This is a genomic window from Fibrobacter sp. UWB2, from assembly GCF_002210425.1.
Lineage (GTDB): Bacteria > Fibrobacterota > Fibrobacteria > Fibrobacterales > Fibrobacteraceae > Fibrobacter > Fibrobacter elongatus.
Window position 1 is genome coordinate 152,571 of the sequence record NZ_MWQK01000003.1, and the last position, 16,760, is coordinate 169,330.

11 protein-coding genes are annotated in these 16,760 nt (G+C 43.4%); 2 read left to right on the forward strand and 9 right to left on the reverse strand.

From position 1 onward, the window contains the following. Positions 1–2: 2 nt before the first annotated feature. The 6 genes from B7982_RS06825 to B7982_RS06850 form a co-directional block, all read right to left on the reverse strand. Positions 3–656 carry a DUF4194 domain-containing protein gene (locus B7982_RS06825; protein ID WP_158212977.1) on the reverse strand — a complete coding sequence of 218 codons (654 nt, stop codon included), beginning with the start codon at positions 654–656 and terminating at the stop codon, positions 3–5. Continuing rightward, the gene (locus B7982_RS06830) at positions 643–2,052 is read right to left on the reverse strand and encodes a Wadjet anti-phage system protein JetA family protein (protein ID WP_158212978.1); all 1,410 of its coding nucleotides are present in this window, start codon (positions 2,050–2,052) and stop codon (positions 643–645) included. The genes B7982_RS06825 and B7982_RS06830 overlap by 14 nt, the downstream gene beginning before the upstream one ends. 222 nt (positions 2,053–2,274) lie before the next feature. Then, positions 2,275–5,250, reverse strand: coding sequence for a UvrD-helicase domain-containing protein (locus B7982_RS06835; protein WP_158212979.1), 2,976 nt, complete (start codon positions 5,248–5,250; stop codon positions 2,275–2,277). A 3-nt stretch (positions 5,251–5,253) separates the two neighbouring features. Continuing rightward, complete coding sequence (locus B7982_RS06840) at positions 5,254–6,435, reverse strand: HNH endonuclease domain-containing protein (RefSeq protein WP_088660109.1); 1,182 nt, start codon at positions 6,433–6,435, stop codon at positions 5,254–5,256. Then, positions 6,402–6,992 carry a bifunctional 2-polyprenyl-6-hydroxyphenol methylase/3-demethylubiquinol 3-O-methyltransferase UbiG gene (locus tag B7982_RS06845; protein ID WP_088660110.1) on the reverse strand — a complete coding sequence of 197 codons (591 nt, stop codon included), beginning with the start codon at positions 6,990–6,992 and terminating at the stop codon, positions 6,402–6,404. The genes B7982_RS06840 and B7982_RS06845 overlap by 34 nt, the downstream gene beginning before the upstream one ends. A 153-nt stretch (positions 6,993–7,145) precedes the next feature. Then, entirely contained in the window at positions 7,146–8,072 is a 927-nt protein-coding gene (locus B7982_RS06850; RefSeq protein ID WP_088660111.1) for an Rpn family recombination-promoting nuclease/putative transposase, read from the reverse strand. 246 nt (positions 8,073–8,318) lie between these two features. Between B7982_RS06850 and B7982_RS06855 the strand changes: the two genes are divergently transcribed. Then, on the forward strand, positions 8,319–8,900 hold the full coding sequence (locus B7982_RS06855; protein WP_088660112.1) for a xanthine phosphoribosyltransferase: 582 nt from the start codon (positions 8,319–8,321) through the stop codon (positions 8,898–8,900). Between the two features lie 35 nt (positions 8,901–8,935). Next, a complete protein-coding gene (locus tag B7982_RS06860) occupies positions 8,936–10,255 on the forward strand; it encodes a nucleobase:cation symporter-2 family protein (protein ID WP_088660113.1) in 1,320 nt (439 codons plus the stop codon). A 59-nt stretch (positions 10,256–10,314) separates the two neighbouring features. On the opposite strand, the gene B7982_RS06865 is transcribed toward B7982_RS06860, so the two are convergent. Genes B7982_RS06865 through B7982_RS06875 form a run of 3 tightly spaced genes read right to left on the reverse strand, consistent with a single transcriptional unit; the run spans position 10,315 to position 16,750 of the window. Continuing rightward, positions 10,315–11,490, reverse strand: coding sequence for a deoxyguanosinetriphosphate triphosphohydrolase family protein (locus tag B7982_RS06865; RefSeq protein ID WP_088660114.1), 1,176 nt, complete (start codon positions 11,488–11,490; stop codon positions 10,315–10,317). A gap of 5 nt (positions 11,491–11,495) precedes the next feature. Next, positions 11,496–13,142, reverse strand: coding sequence for a hypothetical protein (locus B7982_RS06870; protein WP_088660115.1), 1,647 nt, complete (start codon positions 13,140–13,142; stop codon positions 11,496–11,498). A 56-nt stretch (positions 13,143–13,198) separates the two neighbouring features. Further along, a complete protein-coding gene (locus B7982_RS06875) occupies positions 13,199–16,750 on the reverse strand; it encodes an AAA family ATPase (protein WP_088660116.1) in 3,552 nt (1,183 codons plus the stop codon). Positions 16,751–16,760 lie beyond the last annotated feature (10 nt).

A 16,760-nucleotide genomic window follows, 5' to 3' on the forward strand; every position in this document is an offset into this window, starting at 1 on the left:
TATTATTCCTCCTCTTCTTCTGCATCAAAGTTATCTTCGGCAACATCCTCGTTTTGAGGACCCGCATTCATCATTCTTTCTCGCACTCCAATAACAAATGTCGCGAATTCAGATTCATCTAAAGCAAATTGAATAGACGGATAAAGAACAATCACTCGTTCATTATCAGAGGCATTCCAATTTACAAAAATCAGATTGTATCTTGCAAATAGTTGAAGCGCGTTTTTCAAATTACTTTTAACGTCAAAAGCGCCCTTGAATTCAAACTTTTCCAATTCAGCATTCAATTCAGGGAAAGTCGTCGTGATTTGCTTGGATAAGGAGCCTGATTGAATTTTATCCATATACAAGGTCCACAAGCAACAAAGAATGATGCTTTGGAATTTATTAAACCTCTGCTTGGAAACAACAACATCGGCACTATTATTCTGAAGCATTACAACTCCATTGTCCCTCACAACAATATCAAAGCCAATCAAGTTCAAATAATCCGAAAAAAGCCCTTCGTTTGATTTAACAAAGAAGAACATCTTGCGATTATCATCGTCTATGTCTCGAACGATGAAGGTTTCTTTCAAAAGTCGGCGGCAGCACTTTTTAAACACCAACTGTTCAGAAGAAGTGAGATCGTCCCACATTTCATTAATTGTTGACATCTTTTTTTGCCCTCCAATGCCGAATCTTAAATTCGTCTGACTCAATAAAATCTTCATCAATTTCTATCAGGTATCCGTTTTCGCGAGCGTATGTTACTGCAGCCATAGACGCAAGAACATCTTTTTTTTCGTCCAGACTAAGATTTAAACTGTCTATCTTGCCATTAACGGATTGACTATCCAAGAATTTTTTCATCAGTTCTTTGGAATACGGATTATATGATTCATTCTGCAATTGGCGTTTTTGACGTTCTCGCTCTTCAACGCTCATCTCGATTACATCAGCCTCGATATTCGATTGAATACTTTGGTTTTTGTGAGGATATTGCAAAGATGTTCTATCTACAAATTCATAATCATGAATATGGAAAAGATTTTGGATTTCTTCGTCTATCTTATTCAACTTATCTTCATCAAAATTTTGGACTAGATATCGTATAGTTTCTTCTACATTTCCACGGTTATCCTTACCCTTATTTCGAAGAATACGTTCTCGTGCAACCGCAATTTTAATATACGCATTAATTTGATCCTTAATACGTTTCATAATCTTATTGTAATCGTCATGGATAAAGCGTCTGGTGCTATCCAGCATCCTTACAACTTTATCTTCTGCTGCGCTTCTGGAACAGCCTTCCTCATCCATAACGCTTTGCGTAAGGGATCCAAAATATCCGATTCCTTTGAATTCCTCTAATCGCCTAGATATCTTTTCACGATATAGATGGATATTTTGTTGCTGAACAAGGCGCGAATACTCTTTGATAAAGTCACCGTCACAATATTTGATGATATTCTCCGTCAAACTGACCAAGGAACCTTCTCGGAGCATGCCTTCAATGATTTTTTTGATAGAGGTGGCAAGTTTCTTCAGTGCCGAGGAAAGTTTGCGGGCTTCATCATACACTGGTGTTAGAATCAGTTTATAAGGATTCTGTTCCCCTTGCGCCCAATGTTCTAAGGTATTGAAAATGTTATAAATGGAAACAGAAAATTCTGAGCGAACAGGATTCTTTAGATTTTCAATAAACTGAGCCAAGGCAATCCCGTTATCAGGCATAACAATCATCTTTTCAAGTGTTGAATCGTCTGTTTCTTCTTCTAGCCAACCAACACTCACAAAACGTCTAATAATAAAATTCGCCTTAGCATTCCAGTCAGGTTCCAACCCCAATTCAGTCGCATCTTCGCCCTGTATTTCAATATGATTTTCCAACAAGTAAGCGGCTATCGTATCACGAACAATATCTCGAAGAATTCTATATGAAATTTCGTCATCAAAGAGCTTATAGATTTTCAACAACAATTCCGAATAAACAGCTTGATTACGGTTCCCACTACCGAGAATCGTAAAAAAATCGTTAGGAATTACATTAAAAACACTATGCATATTCATGAGGAAATATACGCAAAAATCTTGACACTTTAATGACAAAATCAACAATTTTTCATCATTCAGCCAGAACAAGAGCATTCATAGTACCTGCTCTGCCTAATCTTCCATATTATACTTCATCTATCCATCAACAATCAAGACATAACAGCTAAAAAAGACGAACCTACTTTTATCAAAAAACTCAATAAAACAGATGAAGAAAATCCACATCCATTACTTACCCTATTTCCAAAACATTTTTTCCTTATATCCGCAAGCAGGATAATTAGAACATCCAACAAAATTATATCCATTATAGGCTTTCCGTTTTACAAGGAAACCGCCACATTCAGGACATATTTTAGGACTTGACAAAATAGTCACGTCTCTTTGCGCATACCTACACCGAGGAAAATTAGAGCATCCCACAAAAGTTTTTCCATCATGTTCAACTTTTAGCAAGTCTCCAGTTTTGCAAAGAGGGCATTTCGTCTGTTTTTCGCTAATTTTTCTCCTTGTTGATTTAAAGAATACTGATGTAGATTCTGAGAATTCCTTGAAAAAAAGCGATGGATTCTTGTTGTCCACAAGGACATAGGTTCTATTTTTAGTTCGGGTAATAGCAACATAAAACAGGCGACGTTCTTCTGCAAATCTGTAATCTTCTGCATTTGTAAGAACAAAGTTCAAAACAGGATCATCAATTATCTGATTCGGGAACCCAAGTTTGTCATTTCTAAAATTCAGCAAAATAACATTATCCGCTTCCAACCCCTTTGATTTGTGAACGGAAAGGAATTGTATTTGCAACTTCGGATTCTGAACGTACTCTAGTGCATCTACACCATTTTTCCGAATCTTTCGGAACAAGCCTGTATCTTTTGCAATTTCTATATCGTAATTCGTTCGTCCCAAAAGTAAAATGGACGAATTCGCTCCATAATCCAAAGCAATTTTATTGATTATCGCTTGTAACGCATTTTTCGGATTGTCGTCGAACCCCCAAAAAACAAGGGGATAATCTAACTTTTTATCGGAGCGTAAACTTTTCTTGAGTTGGAGCGGATTTTGCAAAATAAAACGCGATGCTTCATCGATTAATTTTTGCGAATTACGATATGTTTTCTCAATTTTTAATATTTTCGTTTTTCCAAAATACTTTGCAATATCAGTGAATAATGAAATATCGCTACCGGCAAATCGATATATAGATTGCCAGTCATCCCCTACACAGAATAACTTTGCTTTTGTTTTATCAACAATTGCCTTCAACAAATTAAATCTTGCCTTTGAAATATCTTGATATTCATCTACAATCACATATTTATACAAAGGAATATCGCAACCAGCATTAACATTCTCTGTTGCATTGTTTATCATATCAGAGAAATCAATTGAATTATTGGCTATTAAGTATTTTTGATATTCTTCCAATATCACTCTTATTATATTCAAAAAAGTGTTGTTTCTTCTTTGCAAGAATTTGTTATCTTCTGACGAAAGCCAATCTTTCCAATTATCAATCGTTTCTATTGTATAATTATTAGACTTAAAAAGTACAATAAACGTTCCGCACAGCTTCACAAACTCAGAAAAATACTTATTCGTCTTGGTTGCATAAACAGTATTGAAAATATCCATGAAGTCTCGTGATTTCAGAACAACTCCATTTTGTTTCAAAATCTCTTCAAGCTTTTGTAAAAGCACCCCTTCAGAATTGTAGTATGAATAGGTTTCAATCAACTTGGTATTATTCTGCTTGTGAAGTTCTCTTTTCCAATCAATTCCATCTAAGTATTTTTTTGCTTCAACGGGCGAAAGCCATGGAACCGTATTGTTCCTTGTGATTCCAAAGTGTTCCAAATAAATATCATAATCTTTCAAATAAAAATCAGGTCTGTACGCTTTTCGCAAGGGATCAGAATTTTCAAATGGGTAGAGTTTTTCATATTCGTAATTTACACCGTTTAAAAAAAGAAAATTTGCGATTTGAACTTCTTCGAGACTTTTAACTTTTTCATTTTTTAGCGTTGTATGATTCTGCGACTTCTTTATTTTTTCTTCTTGAATATACTTCTCTTGATCATATTTCGACCTAAGCGTTTCCAAATCCACGCTTTTTTCGGCCTCATACATTTCGCCCAATGAGGAATAATCCTCCATATTCTTAGGGATATCAATATAGTATGCAAAATACTCAATTAAATTTTTTACCAATTCAGGATAATTGACCAATTCCTTTTCAAAAAAGTTATGTATAAATTCATTAAAAAGAGATTCATCAAGAACATCGGGTCTTTTTCCAACAGCACTTTTGATTATATCAAGACCCAATTTATGAAAAGTTGTTGATTTAACAGGGATTCCCAACTTTCCCTGAATTCTATCGGTCATTTCTTGAGCAGATTTTTTCGTAAACGAAATAAGCAGTATTTCTTCCGGACTTACATTCTTTACGTCACATAAATACTTGACCTTACCTGCAATCGTTAGTGTTTTTCCGCTACCAGCTCCTGCAAGCACAAGAATTCTATCTTCATCGGTTACGACAGCTTCTCTTTGTTGCATATCTAAGGACTTTCCATCTATGTTGGAAAACAGATAATCATATTTTTGAGATTCCTGAGCAAAAAACGTTTCATTCGCTTTTTCCAAATAATTTGAAAAATCCTTATAGATTATTTTAAAAAGATTTATTTTTCCATATTCTTCATCATTCGCTTTTAAATTGCAAGTTGCAACATCTTGAGACAATTTTTCCCACTTCTGACGAAATATTTCTCCATCAGCCTCCGTGACATAACGACTTGTCAAGAAACTAAGTTCATCAAGAAAAACATTCACATATTGTATAAGCGATTTGAGACATTCCTTACGCTTAATCTCTGCATTTGACGCAAAAACGAGTCCTGGGAAATCCTTGTACTGTTTCTTAAAATCTTCTAGCTTTACAAAATCTTCAACTTTTGACGAAATGCCACTATACCTTTGTAATTCATGATATAGAACTTTATACTTTAAAATAAAAGCATCTCTTTCAGCATCCTGAATATAATGCTTAAATAACCCGTCAAATTCAACGAAAAACGAATCACATACTTCTATGAAACTCCGTACTTTTTCTTCAAATTCTTTAGCAAGCCGTTTTCGATGAGCTACATAACAAGCAACAAATATTACTAGCAATACAATTATTAAAACAAACATACCTAGCGACAACCATCACCCCTTAAATTTCCATATTTCATATCCTTGCCGCCTTGCGGAATCATACACAGGTTGCATGTTCTTCCGTAAAATGTTGACAAATTCATTCTTACTGTTACCGGGTTTAAACAATTCCGTTTCAGCCCATATTGAATGGATGTTGTCGCGGTAGCATTTCTCGAAGCGGCTGCGAACGAATTCGTCATCCCACATCAAACGGTACATTTCATATTGGTTGTCAGCAAATCGGTTGAAAAATGTCCAATGCGGCAGGCGATTATTCTTGGAAGAGTTTAACGAAGAATCCATCGGGATCAGATTCCACAATTCATCGTTCATCACGAACGACCATGGAATAAAATGGTCAATATCGTAATCATTTTCAATAGGCTTGTTTGTATAGATGTCAAGAATCGTTTCTCGTTGCAGGATTATTTTCCATAGTTTGCGGACTTGTTCAAGTTTTCGAACACTCGCATCCATAGGCGAGAGCTTATATACAATCCCAGGGACTTCGGGATTGTTGACCTGCAGCCACTTGGATTTTTCATGTTGAATCCATCCGAGTAACGCAACAGAATTATCTTGGATATATTGCTTCCAAACGGGATTGAACACAACGACACGATTCAGTTGCGAGCCTTCGTCAAAGGTGTACGGCAGCAAAATACGACGATTCACAGCTTGCGTATATCCGACAATTTCCGAAGCACTATTCCAATTAACTTTCGCGCCACCTCCCTGTTCGTAACGATTGTAGAATCCAGCCAGAGCACGATAGGGTACGTATTTAGTTAACGCAACTTTATACTTTTTTATATCTGTGTTATATTGCTTAATGGCGTTCTTGATTTCGACCTTCGAGGCATTGGATGGGAGTTCACTTTTAGCAGCCAACTGCACGATGGCAAGTTCCAACGCATCACGAAATTCACCTTTCAGCATCCCGCTCAAGTGAACATGATATTCCAGCACAGTGTACCAGGCATTTGCAATCATCTCATCGATAATAGCATCGAATGTCGCCTGCGCAAAATCTTCATCAATAAGTTTGACAATCGCCTCAAGCCAGTAAAACTTGTAGCAATATGTCGGATTTTTCATCATAAGCGAAAAGCACTCGACATCAAGCTGATTACAATAAGGCGAACTAATATCTAAAGCTAGGCTTTGCGGGAAAGAATTATATTCATCCATTTTTCGTCTTTCCTATTCGGTCTAACATCTGTAGAAATCCAATATTCTCTACATTGTAATTCTGGAACAAGTGTAAGCATTTCATTTAGACGATTTTCCGTAAAATCTATAAAAAAGCGACCTTGACGTTCGCCAGAAAAATCACCATACTTGAAGGATGTATAAATTACTCCAGTATTTTTCAGTGCAACGGCCATTTTATGCAATACTGAAATCAAGTCATCCCATTGCAAATGGAGAATAGAGGCGCAGGCCCAAATTCCATCATATTCGTTTACTGATGCAAATTCTTGAAAATACAACTGCTTAACAGGAATTCCCGTATAGGCACTTGCCAATCGGCAAAATTCCCTAGAACCATCAACAGCATCAACATCATAACCTTTATCCAAAAAATATTTGGTATCCCGACCAGAACCACATCCAAAATCGAGAATTTTCGCATACGATGGCATATACCGCAGGAACCGCTCCTGCGTCGCAGAAAAATCAACACAAACAGTGCTACGAGAATACTCTAGAGCATTTCTATTATAATATTCAATGGTCGATGTCATACAACATCTTTAAAATACTTTATTTCAGCCACTCTCATAAACTTATTTTTCAAAATGTCACTTCAAATCAAGGAAATCTTAGAGAATGACTACTAAAAAAAGCCGGATGTATAAAACAATCCGACCCATTACATAAACAGCAACAACGTGAATTTATAGAGCCTTGACCTCTTCTTCGGTAAGGCCGGTAAATTCAATAATTTCTTTAACAGGCATATTCTTGCTTTTCATCTTCTTCGCAATTTCACGAGTATTTTTAGATACATTTTTAGAAATCTCCGCGTTGATTTCATCCGCGAATTCCTCAAAGAAGCCCCGTCTAAGGACATTATGATCCCATCTGTCGTGATGCATTTTCTGATAAGCCTCGAATTCTTTTTTACTGAATTTAGATACTTTGGAACTCTCCGTCAACTGTTTGAATTTTTTGTCAGAAAGCTCTTCGGGGAGCTCTCGCAGCTTATCCAAATAACGGAAAAAGAACAGCCATTTGCTAAGATTGTCCTTGCCGATAAAGAACGGGACCTTCGAAAGTTCAATAATCGTATAGTTATACGCATCCATAATCTGTTCGCCGGTTTCCAAATCCAAAGTCGTAGCGCGGTGAACAATTCGATTGTCATTTTCGAAAATGCGGTACTGAGCAAGAGCAATGACATAAGTCGGCTTCACGTCATAATCCCATTCACCGGGTTCCGCCTGGTTCGCAACAAGTTCACTCGCATAGAACGCAAGACGTTTCAAGAAGTTGTCCATTTCACGAATCTGAACTTCAATTTCTATCAAATTTCCAGCATCGTCTTCGCAGTGTAAGTCAAAAATCGCCGTGCGGGACACCTTACTTCCGCTCAGATTTTTAGCCACATTGCGGGTTTTCACGCTCTTGATGGGATGCTTGAGTTGCGGAGCCAAAAGGTCGTTCAACAGGTTCACTAGGTTTTCGCGGCTGACAGGTTTGTCTGGGTCAAACGCTTTCTTAAAAGCGAGATCAATCAACAAATTTGCATACGGACTTTGTTCGCCCGGCTTTACGAGATAGTCTTCGAGTGACTTGTGAGTAGTAACATTTTTCTTTTTCATGCGGCAATATATGCGAAATTCATGCCAACCGAAAAAATGCTAATTTCACGCGAAAAACGGCAAATTGCAATTTGCGAAAAAGTGATTAATCGATTTAATCACTGATTAATCACTTCACGCAACACATGTTCAAGCGTCCCGTTTTTCGACATTTCGCCCACTTCTAAGGAAATTCCGACAATCTCACCCCATAATGTAAGCAATTCGAATAATTGCAAAAATGGCGCTTTTTGCTAGATTTCATGCATGAACTTCCTTGAGCAAAAAATCCTTGCCGATGGCGTAGTCAAACCCGGCAACGTCCTTAAAGTTGACAGTTTCTTAAACCACCAAATTGACATCCGCCTGATGCAAAAAATCGGCGAAGAGTTCAAACGCCGTTTTGCCGACGTCCAGTTCAATAAGGTGCTCACCATCGAGGCAAGCGGTATCGCCATCGCGGCATTTATCGCCTACCTGAACGACGTGCCCGTGGTATTCGCCAAGAAGGGCCAAACCGTCAACAGCACCGACGACAAATACGTTGCCAAGGCATATTCCTTCACGCACAAAAAGTTCAACGACATTTTCGTTTCGCGCCCGTACCTCAAGCCGACCGACAAAATTCTCATCGTAGACGATTTCCTCGCTGACGGTGAAGCAAGCAAGGCACTCATCGACCTCGTGAAGCAAGCAAGCGCTGAACTCGTCGGTGTCGGCATCGCCATCGAAAAGGGCATGCAGCCCGGTGGAGCAAAGCTCCGCGCCGCAGGCGTACGCCTCGAATCCATCGCCATCGTCGATAGCATGGACCCCGAAACCGGATTCATCAAGTTCCGCGAACAGTAACTAGATTGCCGCAGGCAAAGCATTCAAGGTAAAGCATGAAGACTTCGGACAACATCTACCAGCTTGACGGACGCGTTCCGCTTTTACAGGCAATTCCATTCGGCTTGCAGCACGTGCTCGCCATGTTCGTAAGTAACATTACGCCGATCATCATCCTTGCAAACGTCGTCGGGATTGAAAAAGGCCTCACCGCCTCGCTTATCCAGAACTGCATGATTATCGCAAGCATCGGTACGCTCATCCAGCTCTACCCCGTCTGGAAAATCGGCTCCCGCCTCCCCATCGTCATGGGCATCAGTTTCACATTCCTCTCCGTCTCCATTTCCATCGGAGTATCGCAAGGCATGGGAACGCTCATGGGCGCCGTCATCGTTGGCGGTATTGTCGAAGGACTTCTCGGTCTCTGCGCCAAATACTGGCTCAAGCTCATCCCGCACATCGTCGCGGCCACCGTCGTGACCTCCATCGGATTTTCGCTTTTGCCCATCGGCGCTAATTCATTCGCAGGCGGTCAAGGCGCCGCTGACTTCGGTTCTGCACAGAACTGGATTGTCGGAAGCGTCACGCTCCTCACCTGCTTGCTCACGCAGATTTTTGCGAAAGGATTCTTGCGTTCACTCTCCGTTTTGGTCGGCCTCATCGTCGGTTACATTCTCGCACTCTGCATGGGCATGGTCGATTTCTCGGGCATCACAAGCAACGGCTTTTTCGCACTCCCCAAATTCCTCCCGTTCACCCCAGAATTTAACTTGGGCGCCATCCTCTCCGTCATCGCCATCTATCTCGTGTCCGCCACGGAAACCGTCGGTGACTCCAGCGCCCTTTGCAGCGGTGCCCTCAAGCGCCAGATCCACAAAGTCGAAATGGGTGGCGCCATCAGCTGCGACGGTTTCGTAAGTTCCATTTCCGGCCTCTTCGGCTGCACCCCGATTACATCGTTCAGCCAGAACGTCGGCCTCGCCTCGCTCTCTGGCGTTGTGAACCGCTTCGCCATCGCGACAAGCGCAGGCATCATGCTCCTCGGCGGCCTCTTCCCGCCCGTAGGTACCCTCCTCACGACCATCCCGCAAGCCGTTCTCGGTGGCTGCACCATCATGATGTTCGGTTCCATCCTCTTCGCAGGATTCGGCATGATTGCGAAAAGCGGTTTCTCGCAGCGTAACATGATTATCGTTAGCTTGTCCTTAAGCACCGGCCTCGGATTCACATCCGCATCGCAGATGTTCAAAATCTTCCCGCAGATTATCCAGACCATCTTCGCCGAAAACTGCGTCGCTGTGGTATTCATCCTCGCCGTTGCATTGAACTTGGTATTGCCCAAGGACAAGGAAGAAAAAGCAGCAGAAGCAAAATAACCATTAAACAAATTTTAATTAAAAACCCAGCCAAGCCGGCTGGGTATTTTTTTTGCACATTACTTTTCCCCAAAACTCACGCCGAATGACTTTGGCATCACGATTTCCTTATAGGCGTTCATCAGGTAGTCATCGGTCATTCCAGAGACGTAATCAGCAACAATGCGCGGGAGCGATGTCGTTTCTTTGTACTTTTCGCCAAGCGATTCACACCAGTGATTGATTCCTGTTGCCTTTTTCACGCCAGACTTGAGTTCATCAAGGCATTCTTCCAAGACGGTACGGAACATCATCCTGATTTTTTCGTCCTGGGTTGACTTTTTCGGATTCAAATAGATGTTTTTGTAGTTCCAGTTTTTCAGCTGGTTAAGCGCATCGAAAACTTCAGGCGAAAACACAAGCGTTTCTTTGTCTAAACTATTGTTGACAAGGTCTGTAATAAGCGTGTTGACGATTTCGCTATTTTTGCTACCGAGAACTTTCGTGATTTCTTGGGGGATATCTTCGCGCTTCACTAGTTTCAAGATGATGGCATCTTCGATGTCGCGGCCAACGTACGCAATCACGTCCGAGATTCGCATGACACATCCTTCCAATGTCATCGGGACCATCTCTTTCGATTTCAGCGTTCCGCTTAAGCTGTTTCTGTATTCTTCCAGCAGTTTTTCTGGAGTCTTGCTACGGTTGCAGCCGTATTCGTTTTTCAGGATTTCGCCGTTGTGGCAGATGATTCCGTCGAGCACTTGCGCGGTAAGGTTCAGTCCCTTGCCGTACGCTTCGAGATCATTGAACAATCTAAAGCTTTGAACATTGTGTTCAAAAATTCCTTCTCCGCAATCTTGCAAAAACTTCGAGACAATCCGTTCGCCATCGTGCCCAAAAGGCGTATGGCCCACATCGTGACCTAGCGAAATCGCCTCAATCAAATCCTCGTTCAGATTCAAAAAGCGTCCAATGGTCCTTGCGATTTTAGCGACCAGCTGCACGTGCAGCACACGATGCGTGATGTGGTCATTTTCAACAAGGTAAAATGCCTGGGTTTTGTCAATGTATCGGCTATAGCAATAGGAATGGATAATCTTATCCGCATCGCGGGAAAAGTTCGGGCGGATATCGTCCGGCACTTCGTGATAGCGAATTGCGGAAGCGGACTTGCAGGCGTATTCTGCAAGCGAGTTTTCCTTTTCCATCAAGCGGGATTCAATTTGTTTTTTGACTGAGGCGTTCCATTCCATAAAAATTACCCGTTCATAATGTATTCGGCATTTTCGAGAATGTACGAATCTTTGGACTTTTGTTCTTCGGGGAGGCGGTCAAACGGAATGATGTCATGACGTGTGAAAGTCCGTTCATCGGTGGGACCCGAGCGGTAACCCATAAGGAGCATGGACATCATCCAGCGGCGATGTTCTGCGTCGCGCAACAAAGCATCATCGTCCGTGATTTCAAAACAGCGTTTGCGGAGCGGGAGCGCATTCGCGCAGTAAATGGCAGACGTTTTATCGGCTTCGCTCAAGCGGTACCACATTTTTTCTTCGGTGTCGCGAGTATCAGGATTTTCGTTCCTTTCGCGAACGTAGTTTGCACGCTGGCCGCGTTCCACGCGTTTGGAGTGCACGAATTCCTTCATTTCGTCGATATCACCCATGATGCGCACGTAACCGTACATTCCGCTTTCGTTGATGCGCTTGATAATGTCATCGTTTGCTTCGCGCCAGTAGACGGCAATGTCGGCGTTGTCGTAAACAGCTCGCGGCAAATGCACAAGTGTCGAGATGGCCTTGGAAGCGTCTTCCTTGCAAATGCAAACGACAAGGCGTTCCCTTGGGCTTGCGGCCACGGCTGCAATAAAATTGCGCGCCAGGTCTGCTTCGCAATAGGCATCGACAAAGTTCCATTCGACATCCAGGTAATCGCCTCGCGTTGTCTCCGGGTCGTGCGTAACCTTGTTTCCATTGGCGTCGACGTAGGTGTACTTCGAGAGTCTAAAAAGCCCCATGCGAGAAACGACCAAGCGGTCTACCCACTTTTCACAATCTTCATCCACAAACGTAATGCAGGTCTTCAAGTTTGTACGTTTGAAATTCGGATAATGGCAAACGTTTGCAACGGCAAAGGCAACCGCCTGCGCAATCGGGCCGGTTCCCAATAGTACAACGTGCAAGCGTTCATTTTCGGCTTCGCGAATAGTCGGCAAAAAGTCCGTACCGACAAGCAACTGTTCCGACATGAATTCGTATTCGTTAAAAACGTCAACCAGCAAATGGCCCTTATTCTGTTCAGGGGCCTTCAGGTACCACAAAATTTCGGAGGTCGAGGGGTCGCTCAACAACAAATGGCAATGGATATCGCGTGGGGACTTTTCGCACACGTTGCGCAATACTTCGATGCAGTGCAAATTGCGCGAATCGCGTTCGGGGCCGTCTTCGCCAATCACCAAAATTTGGCTTGCCAAAAGAGCGCCTGCATAAATCAGATCTTCTTCGTTTTCGTAATCCTTTTTATAATGGATAAAATGCCCATCGATATCGCGGCGGCTCACAACAACTATCGGGCGCTTATCGTCCTTGAGCGCACGCAATATACTTTTAAGCTGGTGGCCCGCACCAAGTACAAGCACATGGCCACGGACATCGACATGCTTTTTGCCTTCACGCATGGATTCGGACGTGTTCTTGAACACATTGATCATCACGCTGATGAAGAGCACCGCGAAAACGACGTAGCCCGACAAGAAGCCTTTCCAGCCGAGCGTCTTTTCGCCAAGCACCCATGAACCAAGCAAAACGCCAATGACAAAGATAACCAGCGACAGGCCAAGCAAAATCAAGAGTTTCTTGGCGATGCCATTCGACCAGGCGCCTTTAATAAGTCCGTTATAATTCATGAAACGCTCCCGATAAATCCAACTATAATATTATAGTTAATTTCTCGGGATCCGATTCAAGGCCGGGACGACACAACACCAGCTCCGCTGAGGATACTGCGGCCACCGCAAGGCGTAACGTCAATATGCGTCCTGAGTTCGCTCTTGACCAAATCCACGTGCGTGATGACGCCCAAAAGCTTGCCCTTTTCCTGTTGCATTTTTTGGAGCACGATGACCGTTTCCTGGAGCATCTTGGAGTCTAGCGTTCCAAAGCCTTCATCGAGGAACATGGAATCAATACGCACATTGCGGCTGGCAAGTGTCGAAATTCCAAGCGCCAACGAAAGACTCACGAGGAACCCTTCGCCACCGGAAATGTTGTCAATCGGGCGCACGGCATCGCTATTGTCATGGTCCACAAGCTGGATGTTGAGCGTATTCGGCTCGGTCACCATCTCGTAACGCGGGAACATATCGCGCAGGTAGCCATTTGCTATTTTCAGCAAATTGCGGAGCGTAATCGTCTGGATGAACTTGACAAACACATCGCCGTTGCCCGTATCAAGCCTGTTGCCGTTAAACCAGCGCTGCATCTGTTCCCAGTCGCTGCGCTTAGACTTGAGCACGGTCAATTCCGCCTGCATATCACTGAACGTCTGGCGCTGTCTTTCGTCATTCTTTTTCTGTTCCGTCCATGTCGCAAGATTTACGGTGCATTCGTTCAGCTTGGACTTTGCAGAATCGCGATTCTGCTTTGCCACATCTTCGGATTCTTCGAAGTTGCGCTTTTGCTGATGCTCTGAAAGCTGGTCGTTGAAATTCTTGACCGATGTCTGCGCAGTCATCCAGTTGTCATCCACGGACTTTTGCTTTTGCTGGAGCGTTTTGCGTTCCGATTCCGGGAGTTTCGCGGTCATGAATTCCTGCTCATTCGCAAAATTCTTCGAAGCGAGATTCTCGAGGAAAAGCGCCTGGAGTTCAGCAAGTTTCGGTTCAGCATCTGCAATGTGGCGGTTCAATTCCGCAATGGAATTGTCAAGCGCAATTTTCGCTTCGCGCATTTGCTGTTCCAAACGGCGGGCTTCATTGGACACACGTTCAGCCGTGTCGCGCAAGGTTCTCGCCTTGTTGCGTTCATCATCCACAGACTTTTCACCAAAGAGCTCGTTACGGCTCTTTTCGAGCGTGGCGAGATTTTCGCGAAGGCCGTCTAGCTTGCGCTTGGTTTCATCGAGTCTCGACTGAGCCTGTTCAAGATTTTCCTTGAGCTGCTCCACATTCGAGCGGAACGTTTCCAAGTCGCTTTCGACCTTGACCTTTTTATCTTGAGCCTTGCTCCACCAGTCATTCTTCTTTTCGAGTTCGACAAGGAGCGCGTCCATATCTTCCATGCGGATATTCGAGAACCACGGTTCAAGCAATTTTTCGATTTTCTGCGAGAACTCCTGCACCTTATCTTGTGCCTTTTTAAGAGTTTCCTCTGTACGGCTCAGGTTGCCCACGAGATTTGCTCTTTCAACAGCGGCACTGTTGACCTTGTTTTGCAAGTCATCGGCATTCTCTTTTTTTTGCAAATATGTTGTCTTAAGCGTCTGCAGATTCTGCAAAACCTCACGAGCATTTTCAAGAGTCACGCTTCCAAGAGTCGCGCATTCCTTCCACGGCTCAAGTTTAGCGTTCAAAAGTTCAAGCGAGGCCGCTTCGGCAATGGACTCATCATTCTGCTTTTGCGAACTTTCGCGAAGCAATTCTTCAAGATTCTGCTGTTGCGTTGCAAAGCCATCCAGCTTGCGCTGGACCTGTTCCATTTCGCCATTGATCTTACGCAACTTGGCGGCAAAATCGTTCAAGCGTTCCGCGCCATTTTCAACCTTTGCCGAATCGTCACACGAGAGGTGTTCACGCGAGCCGCAAACAGGGCACGGTTCGCCCGGCTTCAACGCGTGGCGGAGTTCAGCAACAACAACGGGAATATCATCCTGGATAATCGTTTCCTTCTCATTCAGGAGCGTTGACAATTTCGTCTGAGCCTGTTCACGTTCACATGTCAAACCAGCAATTTGCTTTTGCTTAGATTCAATATCACTCTGCAAACGCACAGATTCACCGTGATGGCGTTCCGCATCGCTAGCACAGCCATTCATTTCGGGCAACAAATTCACAAGGTCCGCATCGATCTGATGTTCGTTCAAATAATCCCGCAACGCACTCAAATCTTGCTTTTGCTGTTCGCTTGCTTCATCAAATTTCTGCAGCCCTTTTTTCAGGGCATCGAAATGCAGAGATTCAACAGCAACTGTAGCGTTTTCATGGTCTCTTTCCAGGGCAATCGCTTTCAAGAGAGGCAACAAGCCATCAATCGCATCATCTTTTTCGTTGTCTTCAATGTACTTTTTGACTTTTTCAAGAGCGCCTTCATTTTCAGAAATCCGGTCACCGAACTCCTTGATTTTCGTCTGGGTCGTGCTAATTTCAGATGCAATTTTCACGACATCAGCGTCCGCATTTTTCACCTGCGTACGTGCATTTCGAATATCGCCATCCAGCGTAGAAACCTGCTGCCAGACAGATTCATTGGCAACATATTCTGCCTTGCATTTTTCAAATGCGGCCTGCTTTTCGCCATTATCCTTTGCAGCACTTTCGAGTTTTTCTTCGGCTTCGGGGAGTCGCTTTTGGCACTCGCCGAGTTGCATTTTCATGTGTTCAAGATTTCCACGCACAGAATTGAACTCTGCATACGACGATTCCACTTCCTGAGCGCGCAATGCGCGTTCCAACTTTTCGCGGTTCGGTTCAAATTCAGCCTTGGCGCGTTCTGCAGTTACGAGCAGCCCCTTGGCCGTGTCCAAATGCGATTCAATGCCATGCAGAGTTTCGAACCAAGTGCAAATATTGCGGAAGCGTTCTTCTTCATGAGCGAGCGTATCCTTTTGAGAAGTCGCCTCTTCAATTTTTTTGCCCAATGCATCAAGCTCTTCTTCAGTCAGCAACGTGACTGCGCCCATCTTGGTTTCAACGTCTTCGACAGCCCTGTTTGCATTAGCATACAAGTCATGAACCGCCACTGCAATTTTTCTGTAGATCCCATCGCCCGTCAGCTTTTCAAGAATCGCCGCACGTTCATTTTCATTGCATTTCAGGAACTTGTTGAACTCGCCCTGCGCAAGCATCATGGACTTGGTGAACTGTCCAAAGTCAAGACCAATCACGCGCGTCATCGTCGATTCGATTTCGGCCTGCTTAGAAAAAGACGCTTCAATAGTCTGCGAAGTTTCATTCGTCAGCGCCCAGGAATATTTCTGCAACTTATTCGTTCTCAAAGAGCGGTGCTGATTCCAGCATGCCGAATAGACAACGCCCTTGCATTCAAAAGTCACTTTTGCAGAACAGCTCTTGGCCCCGTAAGTCATCACCTCATTGGAATCGCCCACGATGGCGCCCAAGCGCGGCGTCTTGCCATAAAGTCCAAGGCAAATCGCATCGAGAATCGACGTTTTTCCGGAACCAGTCGGGCCCGAAATGCAGAACATGCCGCTATTCGCAAAATCCGGCGATTCAAAATCGATCGTCCATTCGCCGGCAAGGGAATTGATATTACTGAATTCAACCTTCTTAATCTTCATCGAGCACTCC